At 73.1% G+C, this 18,715-nt stretch carries 24 protein-coding genes; 20 read left to right on the forward strand and 4 right to left on the reverse strand.

Translation table 11 applies throughout. The features are described 5' to 3' along the window. Positions 1-74: 74 nt before the first annotated feature. From FGE12_RS26490 to FGE12_RS26515, 6 genes are all read left to right on the forward strand, one after another. The gene (locus FGE12_RS26490; protein ID WP_153869406.1) at positions 75-659 is read left to right on the forward strand and encodes a hypothetical protein; all 585 of its coding nucleotides are present in this window, start codon (positions 75-77) and stop codon (positions 657-659) included. Positions 660-855: 196 nt separating this feature from the next. Beyond that, positions 856-1,224 (forward strand): hypothetical protein, encoded by a 369-nt coding sequence (locus FGE12_RS26495; protein ID WP_153869407.1) that lies wholly within the window; start codon positions 856-858, stop codon positions 1,222-1,224. Continuing rightward, a complete protein-coding gene (locus FGE12_RS26500) occupies positions 1,211-1,453 on the forward strand; it encodes a hypothetical protein (RefSeq protein WP_153869408.1) in 243 nt (80 codons plus the stop codon). The genes FGE12_RS26495 and FGE12_RS26500 overlap by 14 nt, the downstream gene beginning before the upstream one ends. Before the next feature lie 116 nt (positions 1,454-1,569). Next, complete coding sequence (locus FGE12_RS26505; RefSeq protein ID WP_153869409.1) at positions 1,570-1,830, forward strand: hypothetical protein; 261 nt, start codon at positions 1,570-1,572, stop codon at positions 1,828-1,830. Positions 1,831-1,885: 55 nt separating this feature from the next. Next, the gene (locus FGE12_RS26510) at positions 1,886-2,674 is read left to right on the forward strand and encodes a HipA family kinase (protein WP_153869410.1); all 789 of its coding nucleotides are present in this window, start codon (positions 1,886-1,888) and stop codon (positions 2,672-2,674) included. Further along, entirely contained in the window at positions 2,652-3,041 is a 390-nt protein-coding gene (locus FGE12_RS26515; protein WP_194798303.1) for a DUF3037 domain-containing protein, read from the forward strand. The genes FGE12_RS26510 and FGE12_RS26515 overlap by 23 nt, the downstream gene beginning before the upstream one ends. A gap of 106 nt (positions 3,042-3,147) precedes the next feature. On the opposite strand, the gene FGE12_RS26520 is transcribed toward FGE12_RS26515, so the two are convergent. Next, a complete protein-coding gene (locus FGE12_RS26520; protein WP_153869411.1) occupies positions 3,148-3,975 on the reverse strand; it encodes a hypothetical protein in 828 nt (275 codons plus the stop codon). Between the two features lie 267 nt (positions 3,976-4,242). Between FGE12_RS26520 and FGE12_RS26525 the strand changes: the two genes are divergently transcribed. From FGE12_RS26525 to FGE12_RS26555, 7 genes are all read left to right on the forward strand, one after another. Then, positions 4,243-4,815: a sigma-70 family RNA polymerase sigma factor gene (locus FGE12_RS26525; RefSeq protein ID WP_194798304.1), complete on the forward strand. Its 573-nt coding sequence runs from the start codon at positions 4,243-4,245 to the stop codon at positions 4,813-4,815. Between the two features lie 3 nt (positions 4,816-4,818). Beyond that, on the forward strand, positions 4,819-5,634 hold the full coding sequence (locus FGE12_RS26530; RefSeq protein ID WP_153869412.1) for a hypothetical protein: 816 nt from the start codon (positions 4,819-4,821) through the stop codon (positions 5,632-5,634). Between the two features lie 8 nt (positions 5,635-5,642). After that, complete coding sequence (locus FGE12_RS26535; RefSeq protein WP_194798305.1) at positions 5,643-7,304, forward strand: caspase family protein; 1,662 nt, start codon at positions 5,643-5,645, stop codon at positions 7,302-7,304. Further along, positions 7,304-7,906, forward strand: a complete 603-nt coding sequence (locus FGE12_RS26540; RefSeq protein WP_153869413.1) for a carboxypeptidase-like regulatory domain-containing protein — start codon at positions 7,304-7,306, stop codon at positions 7,904-7,906. Before FGE12_RS26535 ends, FGE12_RS26540 begins: the two co-directional genes overlap by 1 nt. Before the next feature lie 60 nt (positions 7,907-7,966). After that, positions 7,967-8,317 carry a nucleotidyltransferase family protein gene (locus tag FGE12_RS26545; RefSeq protein ID WP_153869414.1) on the forward strand — a complete coding sequence of 117 codons (351 nt, stop codon included), beginning with the start codon at positions 7,967-7,969 and terminating at the stop codon, positions 8,315-8,317. After that, positions 8,314-8,721 (forward strand): HEPN domain-containing protein, encoded by a 408-nt coding sequence (locus tag FGE12_RS26550; protein WP_153869415.1) that lies wholly within the window; start codon positions 8,314-8,316, stop codon positions 8,719-8,721. The genes FGE12_RS26545 and FGE12_RS26550 overlap by 4 nt, the downstream gene beginning before the upstream one ends. Before the next feature lie 82 nt (positions 8,722-8,803). After that, positions 8,804-9,214, forward strand: coding sequence for a hypothetical protein (locus tag FGE12_RS26555; RefSeq protein WP_153869416.1), 411 nt, complete (start codon positions 8,804-8,806; stop codon positions 9,212-9,214). 17 nt (positions 9,215-9,231) lie between these two features. On the opposite strand, the gene map is transcribed toward FGE12_RS26555, so the two are convergent. Continuing rightward, positions 9,232-10,233: a type I methionyl aminopeptidase gene (gene map, locus FGE12_RS26560; RefSeq protein WP_153869417.1), complete on the reverse strand. Its 1,002-nt coding sequence runs from the start codon at positions 10,231-10,233 to the stop codon at positions 9,232-9,234. Between the two features lie 295 nt (positions 10,234-10,528). On the opposite strand from map, the gene FGE12_RS26565 reads away from it, so the two are divergent. The 5 genes from FGE12_RS26565 (at position 10,529) to FGE12_RS26585 (ending at position 15,292) form a co-directional block, all read left to right on the forward strand. Further along, on the forward strand, positions 10,529-11,695 hold the full coding sequence (locus tag FGE12_RS26565; RefSeq protein WP_153869418.1) for a sensor histidine kinase: 1,167 nt from the start codon (positions 10,529-10,531) through the stop codon (positions 11,693-11,695). Beyond that, complete coding sequence (locus FGE12_RS26570) at positions 11,695-12,396, forward strand: response regulator (protein WP_153869419.1); 702 nt, start codon at positions 11,695-11,697, stop codon at positions 12,394-12,396. Before FGE12_RS26565 ends, FGE12_RS26570 begins: the two co-directional genes overlap by 1 nt. Positions 12,397-12,407: 11 nt before the next feature. After that, positions 12,408-13,508 carry an ATP-binding protein gene (locus FGE12_RS26575; protein WP_370459159.1) on the forward strand — a complete coding sequence of 367 codons (1,101 nt, stop codon included), beginning with the start codon at positions 12,408-12,410 and terminating at the stop codon, positions 13,506-13,508. Between the two features lie 98 nt (positions 13,509-13,606). After that, positions 13,607-15,052 carry an IS4 family transposase gene (locus tag FGE12_RS26580; protein ID WP_153869420.1) on the forward strand — a complete coding sequence of 482 codons (1,446 nt, stop codon included), beginning with the start codon at positions 13,607-13,609 and terminating at the stop codon, positions 15,050-15,052. 48 nt (positions 15,053-15,100) lie between these two features. Beyond that, positions 15,101-15,292: a hypothetical protein gene (locus FGE12_RS26585; protein ID WP_153869421.1), complete on the forward strand. Its 192-nt coding sequence runs from the start codon at positions 15,101-15,103 to the stop codon at positions 15,290-15,292. Positions 15,293-15,308: 16 nt separating this feature from the next. On the opposite strand, the gene FGE12_RS26590 is transcribed toward FGE12_RS26585, so the two are convergent. Beyond that, on the reverse strand, positions 15,309-15,686 hold the full coding sequence (locus tag FGE12_RS26590; RefSeq protein ID WP_153869422.1) for a CPCC family cysteine-rich protein: 378 nt from the start codon (positions 15,684-15,686) through the stop codon (positions 15,309-15,311). Between the two features lie 11 nt (positions 15,687-15,697). Next, on the reverse strand, positions 15,698-16,453 hold the full coding sequence (locus FGE12_RS26595) for a hypothetical protein (protein ID WP_153869423.1): 756 nt from the start codon (positions 16,451-16,453) through the stop codon (positions 15,698-15,700). Positions 16,454-16,808: 355 nt separating this feature from the next. Between FGE12_RS26595 and FGE12_RS26600 the strand changes: the two genes are divergently transcribed. Then, positions 16,809-18,248 (forward strand): hypothetical protein, encoded by a 1,440-nt coding sequence (locus FGE12_RS26600; protein ID WP_153869424.1) that lies wholly within the window; start codon positions 16,809-16,811, stop codon positions 18,246-18,248. A gap of 9 nt (positions 18,249-18,257) precedes the next feature. After that, positions 18,258-18,539 (forward strand): hypothetical protein, encoded by a 282-nt coding sequence (locus FGE12_RS26605; protein WP_153869425.1) that lies wholly within the window; start codon positions 18,258-18,260, stop codon positions 18,537-18,539. Positions 18,540-18,715: the final 176 nt, after the last annotated feature.

Raw genomic sequence — 18,715 nt, forward strand, 5'->3', positions numbered from 1 at the left:
ATGCGGGGCGACGCCTCCGGAGGTCCCACCGGGCGAGGTGGGGAGCCGCGGAGCGCAGGAGGAGCCGCAGAGGCGTGAGGACCGCGCAGGAAGAGAGAAAGGGACTGCAGCCGCTCGCGTGCTCGGGGCTGCTGCTGCGCTGCTATCGCAGTGCGCTCGAGCGCCTCGGGCGGCTGCCACAGACGCTCGCCGCGCTGCCCCAGGAGAGCGCCGCGCTCTTCCGCGAGCCGCCCGCGCCGCAGCAGTGGGTGCCGGGCCGCTGGCTCGTGGAGCTCTCCGAGGCGCTGCGCCAAGGCGTGGGGCGCGAGGGCTGCCGGCGCGTGGGCTTCGAGGTGGCGCGCGAGGTGTCCAGCGGCGCGATGCGCCCGCTGGTCAGCACGCTGGTCGCGCTGCACCGCGCGCGGCTGCAGGGCGTGTACGAGCGGCTGGGACTGGTGGCGAACCTGCTCCTGCGCGGGCCGGTGCTGCTCTACACGCCGGAGACCGAGCGCACCGGGAGCCTCGGCATCGTGCACGCGGAGCCCGTGCCGGACGCGCTCTACGCGCTGTGGGAGGGCTGCCTCGTGTACGTGCACCACCTGTGCGGCGTGGAGGGCGGCGTGGGGCGCGCGCGCCTCGGGCCGGATGGCAGCAGCAGCCTGGTGAGTGTGAGCTGGTAGTCGACGCACGCACAGGAATTCCTTCCGTATCCGCCCTTTCCTTCTTACGGCCGCCGGCGCGGCCTGATCGGGGTGCACCCCCGCCGCGTCCCGCGCGAGCCCAGTGAGGACGGGGGCTTGCGCGGCGGGGCCAGCGCTGTCCGGCGAAGGACAGCGCTGGCGCGGAACTTGATCACTGGAGGACTCCGGACACTCCATGCGCTCCCGATCCCGATCACCCCAGACGCTTCCCACCGAGCTCGAGCCCCCGCAGTACGCGCGCCTCATCTGCCTGCGTCGTTCGGAGGACGGCGGCCGGGTGGAGAAGGTGGGCGTGGAGATGGGCGGGGTGCTCAAGCACTACGCGCCCGTGAGCGTGCTCTTCGCGCTGAAGGTGGGCGCGTGGCGGCTGCGCTTCGTGCCGCCGGTGGGCGCGGGCATCGACATCGAGGTGGGACGGGACGCGGACGGGCAGGAGCGCCTCCAGGCGCAGCGGGGCAACGCGCTGCGCGAGGACGACGGCCTCTCGGACGTGCCGGCCTGCGACCACCGCAACCTGTCCGGGATCTTCGATGCCCTTCGGTGAAGCGACGCTGCACGAGGACGGAGGCCAGTGGGTGGTGCGGCTCGAGGGCCACGAGGGCCGCTGCCAGCTCTACAACTGCGCGAGCCGCGAGCAGGCCGAGCGCCTGTGCACCCTCTTCCGCCAGCCGCTGAAGGACTCGCGCTCGACGAGCGGCGGAACACAGGGCGGCGAGAAGCCCCGCCGCGGCACCTGGTTCCTCTCGCGCCTGCGCGCGCCCACGCTGCGCTAGGCGACAGCGCAAGGGCGCGGCCCGCCCGCTGCTGCTCAGCGCTCAACGCTGCAAAGTGCACTGCGACGAGTGGGCATTCCCGCGCACCGCGGGGATTGGGTACACCGCCCCTCCCCATGCACGCCCTCCCCCTGCGCACCTTCCACGTCTTCGTGTCCTCGACGGCGAACGCCCAGCGCGCGCAGGTGCCCGCGGAGGCCTTCGCGCGCATCGAGTCGGAGCTGCAGCGGCGCGCGCTCGCGCTCCTGCCTACCGAGGAGGGCGAGGGCTTCGTCTCCGCGGGCGACTACGTGGGCCTGTACGTGGTGAGCCGCCGCGAGCGCCAGGTGACGCTGCTCGAGGTGACGCGCCGGCTGCCGCTCAGCCGCGTGAGCTGAGGCGGCCGCACGTCGCTCCCCCCGCGGCAGCGGGGACGGTGATACAGCAGGGCGCATGTTGAGAACGGTCACTGCGACCCGCTACGTCACGCCGCTGCGCGAGGGCGGCAGCCTGCCGGCCATCCTCGAGGCGGACGACGCCGGGCTCTACGTCGTGAAGTTTCGCGGCGCGGGCCAGGGCGTGAAGGTACTCATCGCCGAGCTCATCTCCGGAGAGCTCGCGCGCGCGGCCGGCCTCAAGGTGCCGGAGCTGGTGCTGCTCGAGCTGGACCCGGTGCTGGGGCGCGCCGAGCCGGACTCGGAGATCCGCGACCTGCTCAAGGCGAGCGCGGGGCTGAACCTGGCGATGGACTACCTGCCCGCCTCCATCACCTTCGACCCGCTCGCCGGCCCCTTCCCGGACGCGGCCACCGCGAGCGCCGTCGTCGCCTTCGACGCCTTCGTCACCAACGTGGACCGCACGCCGAAGAACCCGAACATGCTGTGCTGGCACCGGGCGCTGTGGCTCATCGACCACGGCGCGAGCCTCTACTTCCACCACGCGTGGGACGGCTACCGCGAGCGCGCGCGCACGCCCTTCGGCCCCATCAAGGACCACGTGCTGCTGCCCTGGTCCGAGCCCGAGCGCATCCGCAGCGAGTGGGCGCGCATGGCCGCGCACTTCACCCCCGAGCGCGTGCGGGACATCGTGGCCGCCATCCCCGAGGGATGGCTGGGTGGCGACGTGCCCTTCCCGGACGTGGCCGCGCACCGCGCTGCCTACGTGGACTTCCTGCTCGAGCGCCTCTCGGCGGCGCCCGTCTTCATCGAGGAGGCCGCCCGTGCCCGCGCTCAGCTCGTTTGACTACGCGCTGGTGCGCGTGGTGCCGCGCGTGGAGCGCGAGGAGTTCATCAACGCCGGCGTCATCCTCTACTGCCTCACCCGGCGCTTCCTCGCCGCGCGCATCGCGCTGGACGCAGGCCGCCTCGCCGCGCTCTCGCCGAATGCGGACGTGGAGCTGGTGAGGAGCCACCTGGAGAGCATCCCGCGCGTCTGTGCGGGCGGGAAGGACGCGGGGCCCATCGGGCAGCTGCCGCAGAAGGAGCGCTTCCACTGGCTCGTCGCGCCGCGCAGCACCATCCTGCAGACCTCCGCCGTGCACTCGGGCCTGTGCGCGGACCCGGAGGTCGCGCTCGAGGGGCTGCTGCGGCGGATGGTCCTGGACCCCTGAGTCCTCGACCCCTGAAAAAGAGAATGGGGTGAAGGCGCCGGGGGGACCGGGCGCCCTCACCCCGCCCCTCCCCCGGGCAGAGGGAGGGGAAGCTCACGCGGCGGGACTAGGTGTGGTTCGCGCCGTCGTCGCTGCCGTGGCCGCCGTCGCTGCCGCCGTGGTCATCGCCCGCGCTGTCGTCGTCGTGGTCCTCGTGGCCGTCGCGGTCGTGGTCGTCGAAGGCGTCGATGGACTTCTGCAGGTTGTTCTCGATGGCCGAGCGGTTGCCGGCCACGCGCGGGTCGAGGCGGTTGCCGGAGCCGTCCTGGAACCACTTCGCCGCGTCCAGGTTGATGGTCACGCTCTCGTCGCGCGCGCCGCCCACCTCGAAGGTGACCTCGCGCTCCTGCTCCACGCTGACGCCGGAGACGAAGCTGAAGGCCTCGCCGTCGATGGTGCCGTCGATGATGGCCGAGGCCTGGCGCTGGGCCATGTCCGCGAGCGCCGCGTCGCTGCCGACCTGGCTGGCGGAGGGCACGCCGATCTTGTACTCAATCTCCTCGTACACCCCCGCCGGCACCTTCACCTCGGGCAGCGAGACGAGCTGCCCCTCGAGCGCCGCACCCGAGAGGTCGATGAGGAAGGGCCCCGTCTCGAACTCGCCCTCGTGCCCCGAGCCGTCGTCGTCGGAGCTGCCCGCGTCCGCGGTGCTCACGGCCGCGGCGGTCGCGGCATCCTGCAGCTCGAGCTTGCGCACCACGAGCCGCACGCGCTGCACCTCGATGCCGTTGCTGAGCACCACCTGCGGGCTCACGGTGCCCTGGGCCATCAGGCGGCTCGCGGCGGTGGTGGTGGAGCTGCCGACGCGGGCACTCACACCGACCGACACGGTGTCGGTGGAGCAGGCCCCCAGCAGGGGGGCGGCGAGCAGGAGCAGCAGGGGGGACTTGCGCATGGGTGTGTCTCCTCGATGTGTCCCGGGTGGGGGCGTCCCGGACCGGCGCCCCCGGGGAGTCAGCCCCGGGTTCGAAATGAAGAGAGTCGGGGGAATTAAATCGGCCACGGCCTCTCGGAAGCCGGAGTGCGCGTGGCCGTTTCGCGTCCTGCGCACTCCTTCCCTGCGAAGCAAGCGCGCCTACACGCGCCTGCACGGCGCAGCAGGAGGCATCCGCGATGAGGGAGGGAGTGTGCAGGGCGAGCCGAGCGGCGGCGGAGGGTGGGCGTGAGGGAGCTCGAGCTCGGAGCACTCATCACGCAGGCGGCCGAGGGCGACCAGGCTGCCTTCCGCGAGCTGTACCGGCGCTTCCGCCCCACGGTGCGGCGCGTGGCACAGAGCTTCACCGCGCTGGGCCCCGCGGAGGTGGAGGACGTGGTGCAGGACACCTTCGTGCGCGCCTACAAGGAGCTGCCGCGGCTGCGCCACCCGCAGGCCTTCAGCCGCTGGCTGGTGACCATCGCGCGCAACCACGCGCTGGCGCTCTCGCGCGGCGTGCGCTCGCGGGCGCAGGCGGCCGAGGCGCTCTCCCAGCAGCAGGAGGAGGTGGCGCCCGCGCTGCCGCCCTCGCTCGCGCTGGAGCGGCGCGCGGCCATCGTGCGCAGCCTCATCGCGCAGCTGCCCGAGGGGCCCGAGAAGCAGACCGCGGAGCTCTTCTATGTGGAGGGCGAGCTGAGCGCGCGGGAGATCGCCGAGCGGCTGGGGCTGGGCAAGAGCGCCATCACCATGCGCCTGGAGCGCTTCCGGGCGCGGGTGAAGCGCGAGCTGCTGGGGCGCCTGCTCGCCTCGGAGGTGGAGTGAGCCATGGCTGAGCACGAGCACCTGGATGCCGCGAGCTGGGCGGCGCTGCAGCGGCGCGAGCCCGCGGCGGTGGCCCACTTCGCGCGCCACCTCGCGCAGCCCTGCGAGGTGTGCGAGGCCTTCCTCGCCGGGAGCCCCGAGGGCGGCGACGCGCTGGAGGCGCTCGCGGACGAGTCGCTCGGCGCGCTGGCCCGGGAGGACGCGGGCGAGGAGCTGGGCTGGGCGCGGGTGCGCCGCGAGCTGGGCCCTGCCGTGCAGCAGCAGCCGCAGCGGCGCGCGCCGCGCCGCGCATGGGCCGCGCGCGCGGTGGGGCTCGCGGCGGTGGCGGCGCTCGCGCTGGTGGTGGTGCGGGTGGCGCCCTGGCGCGGCGAGCAGGAGCAGGGCTTTCGCATCAAGGGCCAGCGCCCGGTCTCGCTCGAGCTGAGCGCGACGGTGCAGCTGCCGGACGGGCGCGTGCTCCCGGTGGCCGAGGGCGAGCCGCTGCCCCCCGAGGGCGTGCTGCTGCTGCGCTACACGGCGGAGGAGCCCGCGCGCGCGCTGCTGGTGATGCAGGCGGCCGAGGGCGCACCGCGGGTGCTGGGGCGCTTCACGCTGCAGCCGGGCGCGCACGACCTGGACGAGGGCGGCGAGCTCGCGGGCGTGTCGCTCGAGGGAGAGTCCGGTCCGCTCACCGTCGCGCTCGTGGTGGCGCCCGCGGGCGAGAGCGTGTCGGAGGAGCCCGCACAGCTGCAGGCGGCGCTCGCGGGTGAACGCGAGGCCGGCGGCACCGTGGTGGCCCGGCTTCACGTGCGCGTAGAGCCGGGGCACACTCTGCCGTGAGCCTCCCCGTGCCGAACCTCCCCCTCTTCGTGCGTCCGCTGCTGCTCTCCTCCCTCCTGCTGCTGTGCGCCTGCGCCTCCAGCGCCGCGCGCGAGAAGGGAGGCCTGGTGCGCGCGCGCGTGGACGCGAGCGCGCTGCAGAAGGCGCAGCGCGGCGAGCGCTACGCGCTGGTCATCGGCATCGGCCACTTCGAGGACGGGGCTTGGGGCAACCTGCGCTACGCGGAGAAGGACGCGGAGGACCTCGCGCGCGTGCTGCGCGACCCGCAGCGCGGGGGCTTTCGCGAGGTGACGGTGCTCACCGGCGAGGCCGCCACGCGCGAGCGCGTGCGCAAGGCGCTCGGGGACCTGGAGGCGCGGCCGCTGCGCGAGCAGGACGTGGTGCTCATCTACGTGTCCAGCCACGGCACGCTCGCGCGCGACGTGCGTGGCGAGCTGCAGCGCTTCCTCGTCACCAGCGACGCCCAGCTCGCCCAGGTGGCGGACACGGCGCTGGAGACGCGCGAGCTGGAGGACGCGCTCGGCCGGCTCACCAGCCGCCGGCGCGTGCTGGTGCTCGCCACCTGCCACTCGGGCAGCGGCAAGAGCCTGCTGCCCGCGCAGGTGCGCGCGGAGCTGGAGCGGCTCAAGGGCCCCCTGCCCCCGCCTCCGCTCGAGGAGGGCAGCCGCGCCTCGCTCGTGCTCAGCGCGAGCGACTGGAGCGAGGCGGCGCGCGAGGACGACGCGCTGGCCAACGACGTGTACACGCACTTCCTCGTGGAGGCGCTGGACGGCAGCGGCGACCGCAACCTGGACGGCGCGGTGAGCGCCACCGAGGCGCACGACTACGCGCGCCGCCGCACCTACGCCTATACGCAGGGCCGCCAGCGCCCCAGCGCGCACATCCAGGAGGTGGGCGCAGACCCCGTGCTGCTCTCCGGCGAGCTCACCCGCCCCGGCCAGCCCGAGCTCTTCAGCTACGGCGGGCGGCTGGAGGGCTTCACCCTCAAGGTGGACGGCAAGGCGGCCGGCGAGCTGCCCGGCGGCGTGAGCGTGCCCGCGGGCAAGCGCGAGGTGGAGCTGCTCAAGGGAGGCCAGCGGCTGTGGAGCGGCAGCCTCGACCTGCAGCCCGGAGAGCGGCGCGAGCTGGAGGGGCTGCTCGTCGCCGAGGCGCGCGCGCGCACCACGCTGCTCGTGGGCGGCCAGGCCCTCACCTCGCTGGGCTCCACGCGGCAGGAGCTCTTGCCCGGCGCGCTGATGGCGGGCGCGGGCGTGTGGATGCCGGAGCGGCTGCTGGACGGGAGGCTGGACGTGTGGGCGGACGCGGCGGCGGGCGGGGCCTCGCACGCGCTGAGCGTGCCCACGGGCGGCAGCGTGCCGATGCGCCAGCGCACCATCTCCGTGGGCGCCGCGGTGGGGCACACCTGGTACCTCGGCCCGGTGGGGCTCTCCACGGGTCCGCGGCTCGCGGCGCTGTGGATGGAGCGCGGCTTCACCCTGCCCCTCTACACCGAGCAGGAGCACTATTTGACCCTCGCGCCCGGCTGGCTCGCGGCCGCCTCGCTCCCGGTGAGCCGGCACCTGGTGCTGATGCTGCAGGGCCAGGTGCAGTGGAGCTTCCTCCCGCTCGACGGGCAGACGCGCACGGTGCCCATGGCGAGCGCAGGGCTCTACGGAGGCTACCGGTTCTGATGCGCACCCTGACCGCGGTCTCGCTTCTCGTGCTGCTCGCCGCCTGCGGCGATGGCTTCCACAACCAGCCGCTGGGGCGCGCGGAGCTGCGCGGGCGCGTGGTGGGGGCGGACCCCGCGGTGGCCTCCGTGAGCGTGCTGCCCGGAGACGCGGCGAGCGCGGATGGCGGCGTGGGCGCCGCGCCGCTGGCCACCGTGGGCGTGGACGCGGAGGGACGCTTCGTGGTGCCGGACGTGCCGGCCACGCGCGTGACGCTCTACGTGGTGGGCTCTCCCTCGCAGGCGCTCTACCTCACGGTGGACCTGCAGCCCGCGCAGGTGACGGACGTAGGGGACGTGACGCTGCAGAGCGCCGCGAGCCTCACCGTGGTGGTGCGCGACGACGCGGGGCGCCTGCTGCCGGGCGCCGAGGTGGACGTGGACGGCACGCCCTTCGGCCGGCAGACCACCGACACCGCCGGCAGCGCCCTCTTCAGCCCGGTGGCCGCCGCCTGCTACCGCATCCGCGTGCGCGCCGAGGGCTTCCTGGACGCGGAGCTCAGCCGCTGCGTCTCCACCGGCGAGGCCGTGCAGGTGGACGTGACGCTGCAGCCCAAGCGCTGAACGCGGGTGCGGCCAGGCTGCCGCTGGCGCAGGCCTCTCACGAGCATTAGGGTGAGAGACATGGTCGTCGCGAGCACAGGGATGCCGCTGAGCCCGGAGCTGCAACGGGCGCTGGGCAATTACAAATCCCGGCTCCTGGAACGTTTCGGGAACAGGCTGGAGCGCGTCGCCCTGTTCGGCTCCCGCGCGCGAGGCGATGCGCACGAAGACTCGGACGTGGACGTGCTGGTGCTCATCCACGGCGCAAGTGGTCTCGAAGAGCGAGAGGCGGCGCAGCTCGCGGGTGACGTCGCGGTGCAGGACGGAGTGTGGCTCTCGCCTGCCGTGTACTCGGCCGAGCACTACGCGTACCTGAAGCGCATCGCGAGCCCCTTTGCCCAGTCTCTCGAGCGGGAGCAGCGACCGCTGTGACCCCCGAGCAACTGCGGCTGAACGTGGCGCTGGAGGTTGAGCGGGGCGACCAGGCGCTCAGTGCCGCCGAGGCCCTGGTCCAGGCGCAGCTTCCGTACGACGCGGCATCGCGCGCGTACTACGCTGCCTTCCACTTCGCCCGAGCACTGTGCCTCGCCGCCGGTGAGGCGCCGGTCAGCCATCGCGGCGTGGCGCACCTTCTCTCGTTGCTCTACGTGCGCACCGCGGTCCTGCCCCCCGACACGAGCCGGCTGTATGCAGGACTGCAGCGCTATCGCGAGTCCGCCGACTACGACGCGGCCTTCGTGCTGGATGCAGCGGGCACCGCGCAGGCGCTCGATGACGCGAAGGTGCTGGTGGAGCGCTGTCGCACGTGGCTGCGCTCGCAGGCTCTGGTCGACTGAGGTCAGGTTCGCGCGCGCGTCACGCGCGTATCACGAGCGCCCGGTACTCCGGCTGCACCTCGCAGCACGGAGAACCCGACGCATGAACCGCACCCTGAAGCTCCTCGCCCTCTCGCTCACCCTCGCCCTCACCGCCTGCGGTGGCGACGACACCACCGGCCCACGCGACACGGGCGACACCGGGGGCACGGGCGGCAGCAGCTCGCACCTCGGCGGCACCGCGACGGCCTACGGCGCCTGCGACAACCCGCAGAGCCCGCCGAGCACCTGCTACACCTACGTGGGCAGCAGCTGGGCGGGGCAGACCGCCTCCGCCGAGTGCTCGGGCGAGAAGGGCACCTTCTCCGCCACCCAGGGCTGCACGGGCTCGGGCCGCGGCGGGCGCTGCACCCTCTTCGCCGGCACGGCGAACGAGTACGTGGCGCACTGCTACCTGAGCACCAGCCAGTGCCAGCAGACCTGCAACGGCATCGGCGACTTCAGCGCCAACTAGCGCGCGCGGGCAGCGCCTCAGTTGCCCGTGGGCAGGGTGAGGATCTCCACGCCCGTGTCGGTGACGAGCACGGTGTGCTCGTACTGCGCGCTGCGGCTGCCGTCCGCGGTGACGGCGGTCCAGCCGTCGTTCCACGTGCGGTGCTGCCAGTCGCCGAGGCTGAGCATGGGCTCGATGGTGAAGACCATGCCGGGCTCCATCACCGTGTCCGCCTCCTTCTCGTAGTAGTGCGGAATCTGCAGCGCGGTGTGGAAGCGCTCGCCGATGCCGTGGCCGCAGTAGGCGCGCACCACGCCGAGCTTGTGCTCGGTGGCGAGCGTCTCGATGGCGCGGCCGATGTCGCTGATGGGCCGGCCTGGCTTCACCGCCTCGATGCCGCGCATGAGGCAGTCGTAGGTCACCCGCATCAGGCGCGCGCTCTCGTCGTCCACCTTGCCCACCGCGAAGGTGGCGTTGGTGTCGCCGTGCATGCCGTCCAGGTAGATGGTGACGTCGAGGTTGACGATGTCCCCCTCCTCGAGCGCGCGGTTGTCCGGGATGCCGTGGCAGATGACCTCGTTGACCGAGGTGCACACGCTCTTGGGGAAGCCGTGGTAGTTGAGCGGGCTGGGGTAGCCGCCCTTCTTCAGCGTGAGCTCGTGCACCAGCGCGTCCAGCGCGTCCGTGGTGATGCCCGGGCGCACGTGGGTGCCGGCCTCGCGCAGGATGTCCGCGCCGGCGCGGCAGGCGCGCCGCATGCGCTCGAGCTTCTCACCCGTGAGCTTCACCTTCTCGTCGTCCGCCTCGCCGCCGCGCGCCGGGCGCCCGGTGCGCGCGTAGTCGGGCCGCGGGATGTTCGCGGGCACCTCGCGGCGCGGGCTGATGAGGCCGGGCTTGAGCCGGCGCGCGTCCGCCCCCGAGCGCTCGCTGCGCACCGCCACGCTGTCCGCGCCGCGGTGGCACTTCTTGTACTTCTCCCCGCTGCCGCACCAGCACGCGTCGTTGGGCCGGGGAAGCTGGACTGGACGGAGCTCGTTCATGGGGCCTGCTCATAACGCAAAGCCCCGTCGCGGCGCCGGCATTCGCACGCGGGCCGCACCCCGCCGCGCGCGCCTGGGGACCTGCGGCCGTCCGCCTGCCTGCTCGCCTGCACCCCGCGTGAGGGCGCAGAGGCTGCGCCGGGGCGCAGGGTTTGCGCGCAGTGCGGGCGCGCCGCCCCCTGAGGCGCCCCGGGGACCGCAGGCCCGGGCTTTGCTCAGGGCGGACGCCATGGCCGAGCTCCCTGCGCTTCCCCGTCGCGAATGGCCCGAGCGCCCGCTAGCGTTGAGGTTCACCATGCCCGAGAACGTGTTCGAGGAGCTCAAGCACTACGTCGGTTTCTCGGAGGACGACGGCGCGGCGCTGCGCGCGCTGCACCCGCTGGCCAATGCGCACTTCGAGCGCATCGCGGACGTCTTCTACCGCCGCATCCTGGACCACCCCGAGGCGCGCAAGGCGCTGGAGGGCGGCGAGAGCCAGGTGGGGCACCTGAAGGTCACGCTGCAGGCCTGGATGGACACCCTGCTGCAGGGCCCCTGGGACGACGCCTACTTCGAGCGCCGCTGCCGCATCGGCCGCGTGCACGTGCGCATCAGCCTGCCGCAGCACTACATGTTCGGCGCGATGAACCTGCTGCGCCGCGAGCTGACGGACGTGCTCGACGAGTCGCTCCAGGGAAAGGACGGAGAGCGCACCCGGCTGCGGCGCGCGCTGGGGAAGATCCTCGACCTGGAGCTGGCCATCATGCTGCACACCTACCGCGAGGACCTGCTCGCGCAGAACGCGCGCGCCGAGCGCCTGGCCACCTTCGGCCAGCTGGTGGGCTCCATCGGCCACGAGCTGCGAAACCCCCTGGGCGTCATCGAGACCTCGCTGTTCATCCTCAAGGGCCGCCCCGCGGCGAGCGAGGACGCGCGCGTGGCGAAGCACCTGGAGCGCATCGGCGAGCAGGTGGGCGTGGCGAACCACATCGTCAGCAGCCTGCTGGACATGATCCGCGACCGCCCGCTCGCGCGCGCTCCGGTGCAGCTGCAGGAGGTGTGGGACTCGGCGCTCGAGGCCGTCACCCGCCCCGAGGGCGTGCGCGTGCAGAGCGAGGGGCTCGCGCAGCTGCCCACGCTGCAGGGCGACGCCGTGCAGCTGCGCCAGGTGTTCGTGAACCTGGTGGAGAACAGCGTGCAGGCCCTCGGCGAGAGCGGCGAGGTGCGGCTCACGGCCGCGCAGGCGGACGGCGAGGTGCGCCTCGCGCTCGAGGACAGCGGGCCCGGGCTGGACCCCACCATCCGCGCGCGCGTCTTCGAGCCGCTGATGACGACCAAGGCGCGCGGGCTGGGCCTCGGGCTCTCGCTGGTGCGCCGCATCCTCGAGCGCCACGGAGGGAGCATCGCGTACGTGCCCAAGGCAGGAGCCCTCGGAGGCGCGCGCTTCGAGCTGCGGCTGCCCGTCTCGGGAGAGGTGAAGTGATGGGCCGCTTCCTCCTGCTCGACGACAACCAGGCCTTCGCGGAGAACCTCGCGGAGATCCTCGAGGACGCGGGGCACGAGACCACTGTGGTCACCACCGGCGAGGAGGCGCTGCAGGCCGCGCAGCGCCAGCGCTACGACGCGCTGCTCACCGACATGCGCATGCCGGGGATGAGCGGCGCGGCGGCGGTGCACCACCTGCGCAAGGTGGACCCGGGCCTTGCCGCCATCGTCATCACCGCGCATCCGGGCGAGCGCGACCTGGAGCGCGCGCGCAACGAGGGCGTGCTCGCGGTGCTGCCCAAGCCGGTGCCCATGCGCGCGCTGGTGGAGCTGCTCTCGCGCGCACGGCGCGACGGGCTGGTGGTGCTGGTGGAGGACGATCCGGGCCTGCTCGACAACCTCACCGAGGTGCTGCGCGGCAAGGGCTTCACCGCAGTGACGGCCTCCTCGCTGCTGGAGATGGCGCGCCTCGAGGAGCTGCGCCCCTTCGCGGCCCTGGTGGACCTGCGCGTGCCCGGCGGCCCCGACGGCGAGGCGCTGCGCCGCGTGCGCGAGCGCTTCCCCGAGCTGCCCACCTTCGTGGTCACCGCCCACCCGGAGGCGCTGCCCCACGACTTCGGCGGCACCGTGGTGGCCAAGCCCTTCGACACGGGCAAGCTGCTCGCCGCGCTGGAGCAGGCGCACGAGGGGCGCGCGTGAGGCCCGCGCACCTGCAGGAGGCCGCCGTGCCCCACCGCCCGCGCGTGCTGGTGGTGGACGACAACGCGCAGCTGCTCGACAACATGCAGGAGTTGCTCGAGGACGCGGGCTACGACGTCTCCACCGCGGGCAGCTGCGCGGGCGCGCTGGAGCGCGCGCGCGCGGGCTTCGACGTGGCGCTGGTGGACCTGCGGCTGCCGGACGGCCAGGGCACGGCGCTCGCGCCGCGGCTCAAGGAGCAGGTGCCGGACGGCGAGGTGGTGCTGCTCACCGGCCTGGGCACGCTGGAGACGGCGGTGGCGGCGGTGCGCTCGGGGGCGTGCGCGTACCTGCTCAAGCCGTGTGCGACGCCGGAGCTCCTGCTCACGTTGGAGCAGGCGCTGCGCCAGGTGCGGCTGCACCGCGAGAAGCGCGAGCTCGCCCGGCGCGCGCAGGTGACGGAGAAGCTCGCGGCGGTGGGCACGCTGACGGCCGGACTGAGCCACGAGATCCGCAACCCGCTGAATGCGGCCGCGCTGCAGCTCACGGTGCTCGAGCGGCGGGTGCGCAAGCTGGAGGCGCAGGCGCAGGAGCCGCTGCTCGAGCCGCTCTTGCTGGTGCGCGACGAGATCCGCCGCCTCGACCACATCCTGGAGGACTTCCTGCAGTTCGCGCGGCCGCGCGAGTTCCAGCCGAACCCGGTGGACGTGGGCGCGCTGCTCGCGCGGGTGCAGAGCCTGCTCTCCGGTCAGGCGGAGCAGAAGGGCGTGGCGCTGGTGGCCGAGCCCACGCAGGCGGGCGCGGTGCGCGGGGACGAGGAGCGGCTGCGGCAGGTGCTCTTGAACCTCGCGCTCAACGCGCTGGAGGCGACCCCCGCCGGAGGCCGCGTGCGCTTCAGCGCCGAGGCCCACGGGGACGAGGTGACCCTGCTCGTGGACGACACGGGCCCCGGGATTCCACCCAAGGTGCGAGAGCGGCTCTTCGAGCCCTTCTTCACCACGAAGGCGAGCGGCAGCGGCCTGGGGCTCTCCATCGTGCACGCCATCGTCACGCAGCACGGCGGCAGCATCGAGGTGGGAGACGGCCCGCTCGGCGGCGCCCGCTTCACCGTGCGGCTGCCGGCGGCCGAGTAGTCACGAGAGAGCGCAGCTGCGTCAGTGTCCCCTCTCCCTCTGGGAGAGGGTCCTGACCATTAGCCACGTTTCGATGTCTCCTCGGTTGTTGAGGGGGCATGGGACTGCTCTTGAGAGATGAGGGGCCGCGGCGCTGGGCGCAGGAGGAGTTTGAGAGCCTGGAGCTGGGGCACGCGCTGCGCGAGGCGAGCGTGCGCAAGCTGGCGGCCGGCGCGCGGGCCGCGCCACACGGGCGGCTGACGCAGGTATTCGAGGAGGGCCCTGCGCTGCAGTCGGCCTACCGCTGCCTGGAAAACCCGAGGGTGTCGGCCTTGGCGGTGGGGCGCGCGGCGTGGGCTGCGTGCGTGCAGCGCGCGTGCAGCCGGGGCTTTGCCACCCTCATCGTCCCGCTGGACCAGTCCACCTTGAGCCTCGCCGACGCGCACCGCACCCGCGGCCTGGGCCCGGTGGGCAAGCGCAGCGCGGGCGCGCGCGGGCTGGAGGTGATGACGGCGCTGGGCGTGGCGCCCACGGGCGAGGTGCTGGGGCTCTTGGGCCAGGCGTACTGGAAGCGCGACGAGAGAGCGCCCGCCAGGCCCGCGTGCACCCGGCCGCTGGCGCGCAAGGAGACGCGCTACTGGCTGCACGTGGCTGCGCGGGCGGTGGCGGCCGCCCGGACGGCGCCCGGCCGCTTGCGGCTGTGGCTGCAGATGGACCGCGGCGCGGACTTCCACGAGGCGCTCGCCTGGGCCGACAGCGTGCGCGCTCGCCACGACGTCACCATTCGCGCCGCCCACGAGCGGCGCTGCCTGGCGCCCGAGGAGGGCTACCTGTGGGACTGCGTCGAGGCGAGCGAGGTGCTGGCGCGCACCAGCGTGTACGTGCCGGCGCGCCACGGCGAGCCCTCGCGCTGGGCCCACGTGGAGGTGCGCAGCAGCCCCGTGCTGCTGCAACTCAAGGACCGCAGGACGGGCCGCAAGGGCGCCGTCGTCCTCACGGCCGTGCAGGTGAGGGAGGTGGGGCATACGGGCGGGCCGAAGCGCAAGCCTGCGAGGCCCCTGCACTGGCTGCTGCTCACCACGCGCGAGGTGCAGGGCACCGAAGACGCCCTCGCGGTGCTGCAGGCCTACTGCCTGCGCTGGCGGGTGGAGGACTTCCACCGCGCCTGGAAGGGCGGCGCCTGCCACGTGCAGGACACGCAGCTGCACCACCGCCGCGCCATCCTCACCTGGGCTAGCCTCCTGGCCAGCGTGGCCACCCAAGCCGAAGCCTTGAAGACGCGGGGCACCGAGGAGCCGGACGCCCCGGCCACCGAAGTGCTGTCCGTGCAGCAGCTGCGCGCCGCCCTGCTGCTGCGCGGCAGCGAGGACGTGAGCGAGGAGGCCGCTCGTGAATTGACGCTGCTGGACGCCAAAGTCCTCATCGGCCGCCTCGGCGGCTGGACGGGCTACTACTCCGGCGCCCCACCCGGGACGCAGACGCTGATGCGCGGCCTGGAGCGCGTCAACGTCGCTGCCCAGACGCTGGATGCCTATGAGCGCCTGCATCCGCCCGAACGTGGCTAATGGTCAGGAGAGGGTCGGGGTGAGGGATTGCGTTAGGCTGCGCATCCCGTGCTCCCGCTCCAACTCGCGCTGACGCCCGCCGTCCCCGCCGTGCTGCTCGGCGGCATCTGGTTGGGGGTGCGGCTCGTCCGCTGGGCGAAGCAGAGGCCCGCGGACGCCGCCAGTGCGCTGCTCACCCTCTACACGAGCGCAGCAATGCACGATCCCGAGGGCCCTCACGACGGGCCTGAGGCGCACTGAATCCCGCGCGAAGGACTCAGCGCGCGCGGCGCCAGAACGTGGGCCGCCAGTAGTACCGGTCCGCACCCGCTGGGGCCCGCTCCCGCGCGTCTTCGTCCCAGTCCGCGAAGGAGTCCTGCTCGGGGTCGATGGGCCGCCAGGTGGGGTCCCGTGCGTCGTCGCTCGTCGCGGCCCGCACGCTTGCGCGCATGGACTCCACGCACGCGCCGAAGCGCCGGTAGTTGCGCTGCGCCTCGAGCAGCGTGATGTGGTTCGCCCCGCCCTCCAGCGTCGTGGCGAACTCGAGCTGCAGTCCGTCGTCCTCCCAGAAGCAGATGGGGCAGATGTCGTAGGAGCCCGGCGGCTCGCTGAACTGCAGGTAGCCGCAGCAGGGACAGGGATGGGGCTCGTTCATCGCGGCCTCCCCTACCGTGGCGCTGCCTGCACCTCGAGCAGCACGTGCCCGCCCACCGTCACCGCCTGGCTCGTCACCCGCAGGGCGTAGAGCGTCCCCGCATCCAGCGGGTGGGTGAGCGTCGGGCAGTCGGGGCCCTCCGAGCGCACCTCGGCGAGCCGCGTGGTGCCCGAGGCATCGAAGAGCTCGAGCGCCGTGACCTTGCCCGCGCAGGAGGCCAGCGTGAAGGTGTGGAGGCCGGTGCCGGCCGGCTGCACCTTGAGCCAGCTCGGAGGCTGGTCGCTGGAGGAGAAGAGGCCGTGGCGGCACCCATCGCCCGCCTGGACCGTCTGCGCTTCCGCGAGGGAGGTGCGCGCCTGGCCCGTGCCCACGCAGTGCAGCTCGGCGAGCAGCGGCTGCAGGGACGCGTAGGAGACCACCCCCTCGCGCCTGCCACAGGTCGCGTCGTGCTCGTTGCCGTGCTGCGCCTGCTCGACTCCGGCCGCGTCCACCACGGAGAGCGTGTACTCGAGGAGGTCCTGTGTGCAGTCCTCCATCCCCTTCACGACCGTGGCGTGGGAGAGCGCGTCGCGCTGCGCGGGCGTGAGCGCCTCGCGGGGGGCGCTCCACTCGAAGGATCCGCCCCAGTAGCCGAAGGCCTCCAGCGTCACCCGCTGGTAGTCCCCTCCTTCGACCACGGCGTGCGCCCCGCCGTCGGAGGAGCACGCACTCGCGAAGGCCCCCAGGGCCAGCGCCACCACCACGCCTCGCATCGGGTGAAGAGCCATGACCGCCGCACCCTACAGGCCGTTTGCGGCGCTCGCGCAACCGGGGATGTTCGATTTTCGGCCGGGCCCGCCTGGCCGCTCTCGTGCCCGGAGAGCAGTGCCCCTTGCACCCCGCGCGATGTCCTTTGAGGGACGCGCGGTTCATCCAGCAGCGGTCACCGCGGGCCTCACGGCGTCGCCGCTGCGCTCGCTCGCCTGCCGCTCCTGTCTTGCAACTGAATGACATCTGTACGGGAGGCCCAGGTGTGCACCACCGGTCCTCACTGCGCAGCTTTGCCCCAGGGGACGGGGTGTCCCGTGGGGTGCACGACATGCGAGGGGCGTCTCGAAGGCGAGGCGCGGGACGGGGCGCGAGATGACGGGGCTGGGACTGGGATTGCTGGTGAGTGTGATGGTGGCGTCCACGCAGACGGTGGCGCCGGTGTCTGGAGGAAACGCCCTCACCCTGCCCGCCCAGCGGCACGTGGTGCGCGTCGCCGGGCGCTACGTGCTCGCGCTGCAGCAGGGCGGCCAGCAGGGGCGCACGCTGGGGCTGTTCCGCAGCAGTGACGGGCAGAGCTGGAGCTACCTGGGCTCGCTGCCTGGCACCGCCCGCACCGACCGCGCGGACCTCGTCGCCGTGGGCAATGACATCGCGCTCGTCTACTCGATGGAGACGCCCGATAGCGCCGGCATCAACGGCTCCACCGAGCACGACGTGTACTTCCAGTGGTGGCGCTACAGCGCCTCGCGCGGCACCTGGTCGCCGGACCGCCCGCTGCGCGTCTTCGATTCGCGCTCCAACAGCACCGCGTACTACCGCGCCGAGCTCGCGCGCGACTCACGCGGGCGCCTGTGGGTGCAGGCCTTCAAGAAGGAGAGCAACGGGCGCTCGAGCGTTGCCATCGCGGTGAGCACCGACAGCGGCAATACCTTCCGCGAGCAGCCCCTGCTGGACTCGGGGCTGCCCAACCGCGGCGGCGGCCGGCTGCTCGCGCTCGGCAAGAAGCTCGTCGTGGTCTACGACACCCACGGCACCGGCTTCACCACCCGCTACCGCGTACGCGACGACTCCGCGCCCCTGAGCAGCTGGCAGTCGGCGCGCACCGCCTTCGGCGAGAGCATCTACCACGGCGCCGCGCTCAGCGCGGTGGCGGACGGGAGCGGCGGCATGCACCTCGTCTACAAGGACGACGCCGAGCGCCTGCGCTATCGCCACTTCAACGGCAGCAGCTTCGGTGAGCCGCGCATCATCGAGAGCCAGGGCGACTGGGCCCTGCAGCCCGCCATCACCCGACAGGGCTCGGACCTCGTCATCTTCTACAACCGCCCCCGCGGCGGTCAGCGCTACGACCTGGTGGTGCGCAGGCTGCGCGGGAGCACGCTCAGCAGCGCCATCGTGCTCGACGGGAGCAGCACCTTCAAGGGCTACCCCAACGCGGTGGAGACGCTCTCCAGCGGAATGAGCGTGCCGGTGCTCTTCGGCAATGCGCCGGATGCCGCGAGCGCGGGGCAGGTGCGCGTGAGCTTCGCCCCATCCTCGAGCAGCCGCAGCATGAGCGACACGGATGACGCGGACTCGCCCGCCGCGGCGCTCGGGGGCTCGGGCACGGGTGGCAGCGGCGGCGGTGGGGCGCTCGCGGCGAGCAGCGGGGGCAACGCAGGCAGCGTGGACATGATGCCCGAGATGGGCTGCGGCGGAGGGACGGCCGCGATGGTCGCCCTGCCCTTCACGCTGCTCGGGCTGCTGTGGATGCAGCGCGCGGGGCGGCGGGAGGAGATGGCACGGCTCGCGCCGGTGCGGGTGCGCAGCTAGACTTGCCGGATGGCCGGTGCTGCATGGCGACGCGTGGGCATCACGCTGATGGTGATCTCTCTCTTGCTGCTTGCCCTGGCTGCATCGTCCTTCATGAACTGGCACCAGCTCGATGCGCAGCAGTACCTGGACCTGCCTCCAGCGACCTCTGCGCAGGAGGCCTACGCACGCGATCCGTGGCTCGCGAAGCTCATGTTCCAGGTCTACGGGACGCTGGGCGCGAGCGTGCTGGCCTTCGCGCTGCTCGCATTCGGGTGGGCGCGACGGGTGCGGAATCGGAGTGCTGCCTGAGGTCGGCAGGTCCTCACGGGCGCACGGTGTAACCGCCTCTTCCCTCTCCCAGGGGGCAGGGCAAACGCATCTCGCGGGAGGTAATAACAAGCGGTTAGCTGTTGGCGGGGGATGGGAAAAGAAGCAGCCGGCCAGCTTGTCGTCCGTCTCATCCTCCGCCACTTCGCGGGCCTCAG

Origin of the sequence: Aggregicoccus sp. 17bor-14 (genome assembly GCF_009659535.1) — a bacterium.
Lineage (GTDB): Bacteria > Myxococcota > Myxococcia > Myxococcales > Myxococcaceae > Aggregicoccus.

Coding starts and splice junctions, on each gene's coding strand:
- FGE12_RS26495 (WP_153869407.1), top strand. CDS start 856: ATGCGCTCCCGATCCCGATCACCCCAGACGCTTCCCACCGAGCTCGAG.
- FGE12_RS26500 (WP_153869408.1), top strand. CDS start 1,211: ATGCCCTTCGGTGAAGCGACGCTGCACGAGGACGGAGGCCAGTGGGTG.
- FGE12_RS26505 (WP_153869409.1), top strand. CDS start 1,570: ATGCACGCCCTCCCCCTGCGCACCTTCCACGTCTTCGTGTCCTCGACG.
- FGE12_RS26510 (WP_153869410.1), top strand. CDS start 1,886: ATGTTGAGAACGGTCACTGCGACCCGCTACGTCACGCCGCTGCGCGAG.
- FGE12_RS26520 (WP_153869411.1), bottom strand. CDS start 3,975: ATGCGCAAGTCCCCCCTGCTGCTCCTGCTCGCCGCCCCCCTGCTGGGG.
- FGE12_RS26530 (WP_153869412.1), top strand. CDS start 4,819: ATGGCTGAGCACGAGCACCTGGATGCCGCGAGCTGGGCGGCGCTGCAG.
- FGE12_RS26540 (WP_153869413.1), top strand. CDS start 7,304: ATGCGCACCCTGACCGCGGTCTCGCTTCTCGTGCTGCTCGCCGCCTGC.
- FGE12_RS26545 (WP_153869414.1), top strand. CDS start 7,967: ATGGTCGTCGCGAGCACAGGGATGCCGCTGAGCCCGGAGCTGCAACGG.
- FGE12_RS26555 (WP_153869416.1), top strand. CDS start 8,804: ATGAACCGCACCCTGAAGCTCCTCGCCCTCTCGCTCACCCTCGCCCTC.
- map (WP_153869417.1), bottom strand. CDS start 10,233: ATGAACGAGCTCCGTCCAGTCCAGCTTCCCCGGCCCAACGACGCGTGC.
- FGE12_RS26565 (WP_153869418.1), top strand. CDS start 10,529: ATGCCCGAGAACGTGTTCGAGGAGCTCAAGCACTACGTCGGTTTCTCG.
- FGE12_RS26570 (WP_153869419.1), top strand. CDS start 11,695: ATGGGCCGCTTCCTCCTGCTCGACGACAACCAGGCCTTCGCGGAGAAC.
- FGE12_RS26580 (WP_153869420.1), top strand. CDS start 13,607: ATGGGACTGCTCTTGAGAGATGAGGGGCCGCGGCGCTGGGCGCAGGAG.
- FGE12_RS26590 (WP_153869422.1), bottom strand. CDS start 15,686: ATGAACGAGCCCCATCCCTGTCCCTGCTGCGGCTACCTGCAGTTCAGC.
- FGE12_RS26595 (WP_153869423.1), bottom strand. CDS start 16,453: ATGGCTCTTCACCCGATGCGAGGCGTGGTGGTGGCGCTGGCCCTGGGG.
- FGE12_RS26600 (WP_153869424.1), top strand. CDS start 16,809: ATGACGGGGCTGGGACTGGGATTGCTGGTGAGTGTGATGGTGGCGTCC.
- FGE12_RS26605 (WP_153869425.1), top strand. CDS start 18,258: ATGGCCGGTGCTGCATGGCGACGCGTGGGCATCACGCTGATGGTGATC.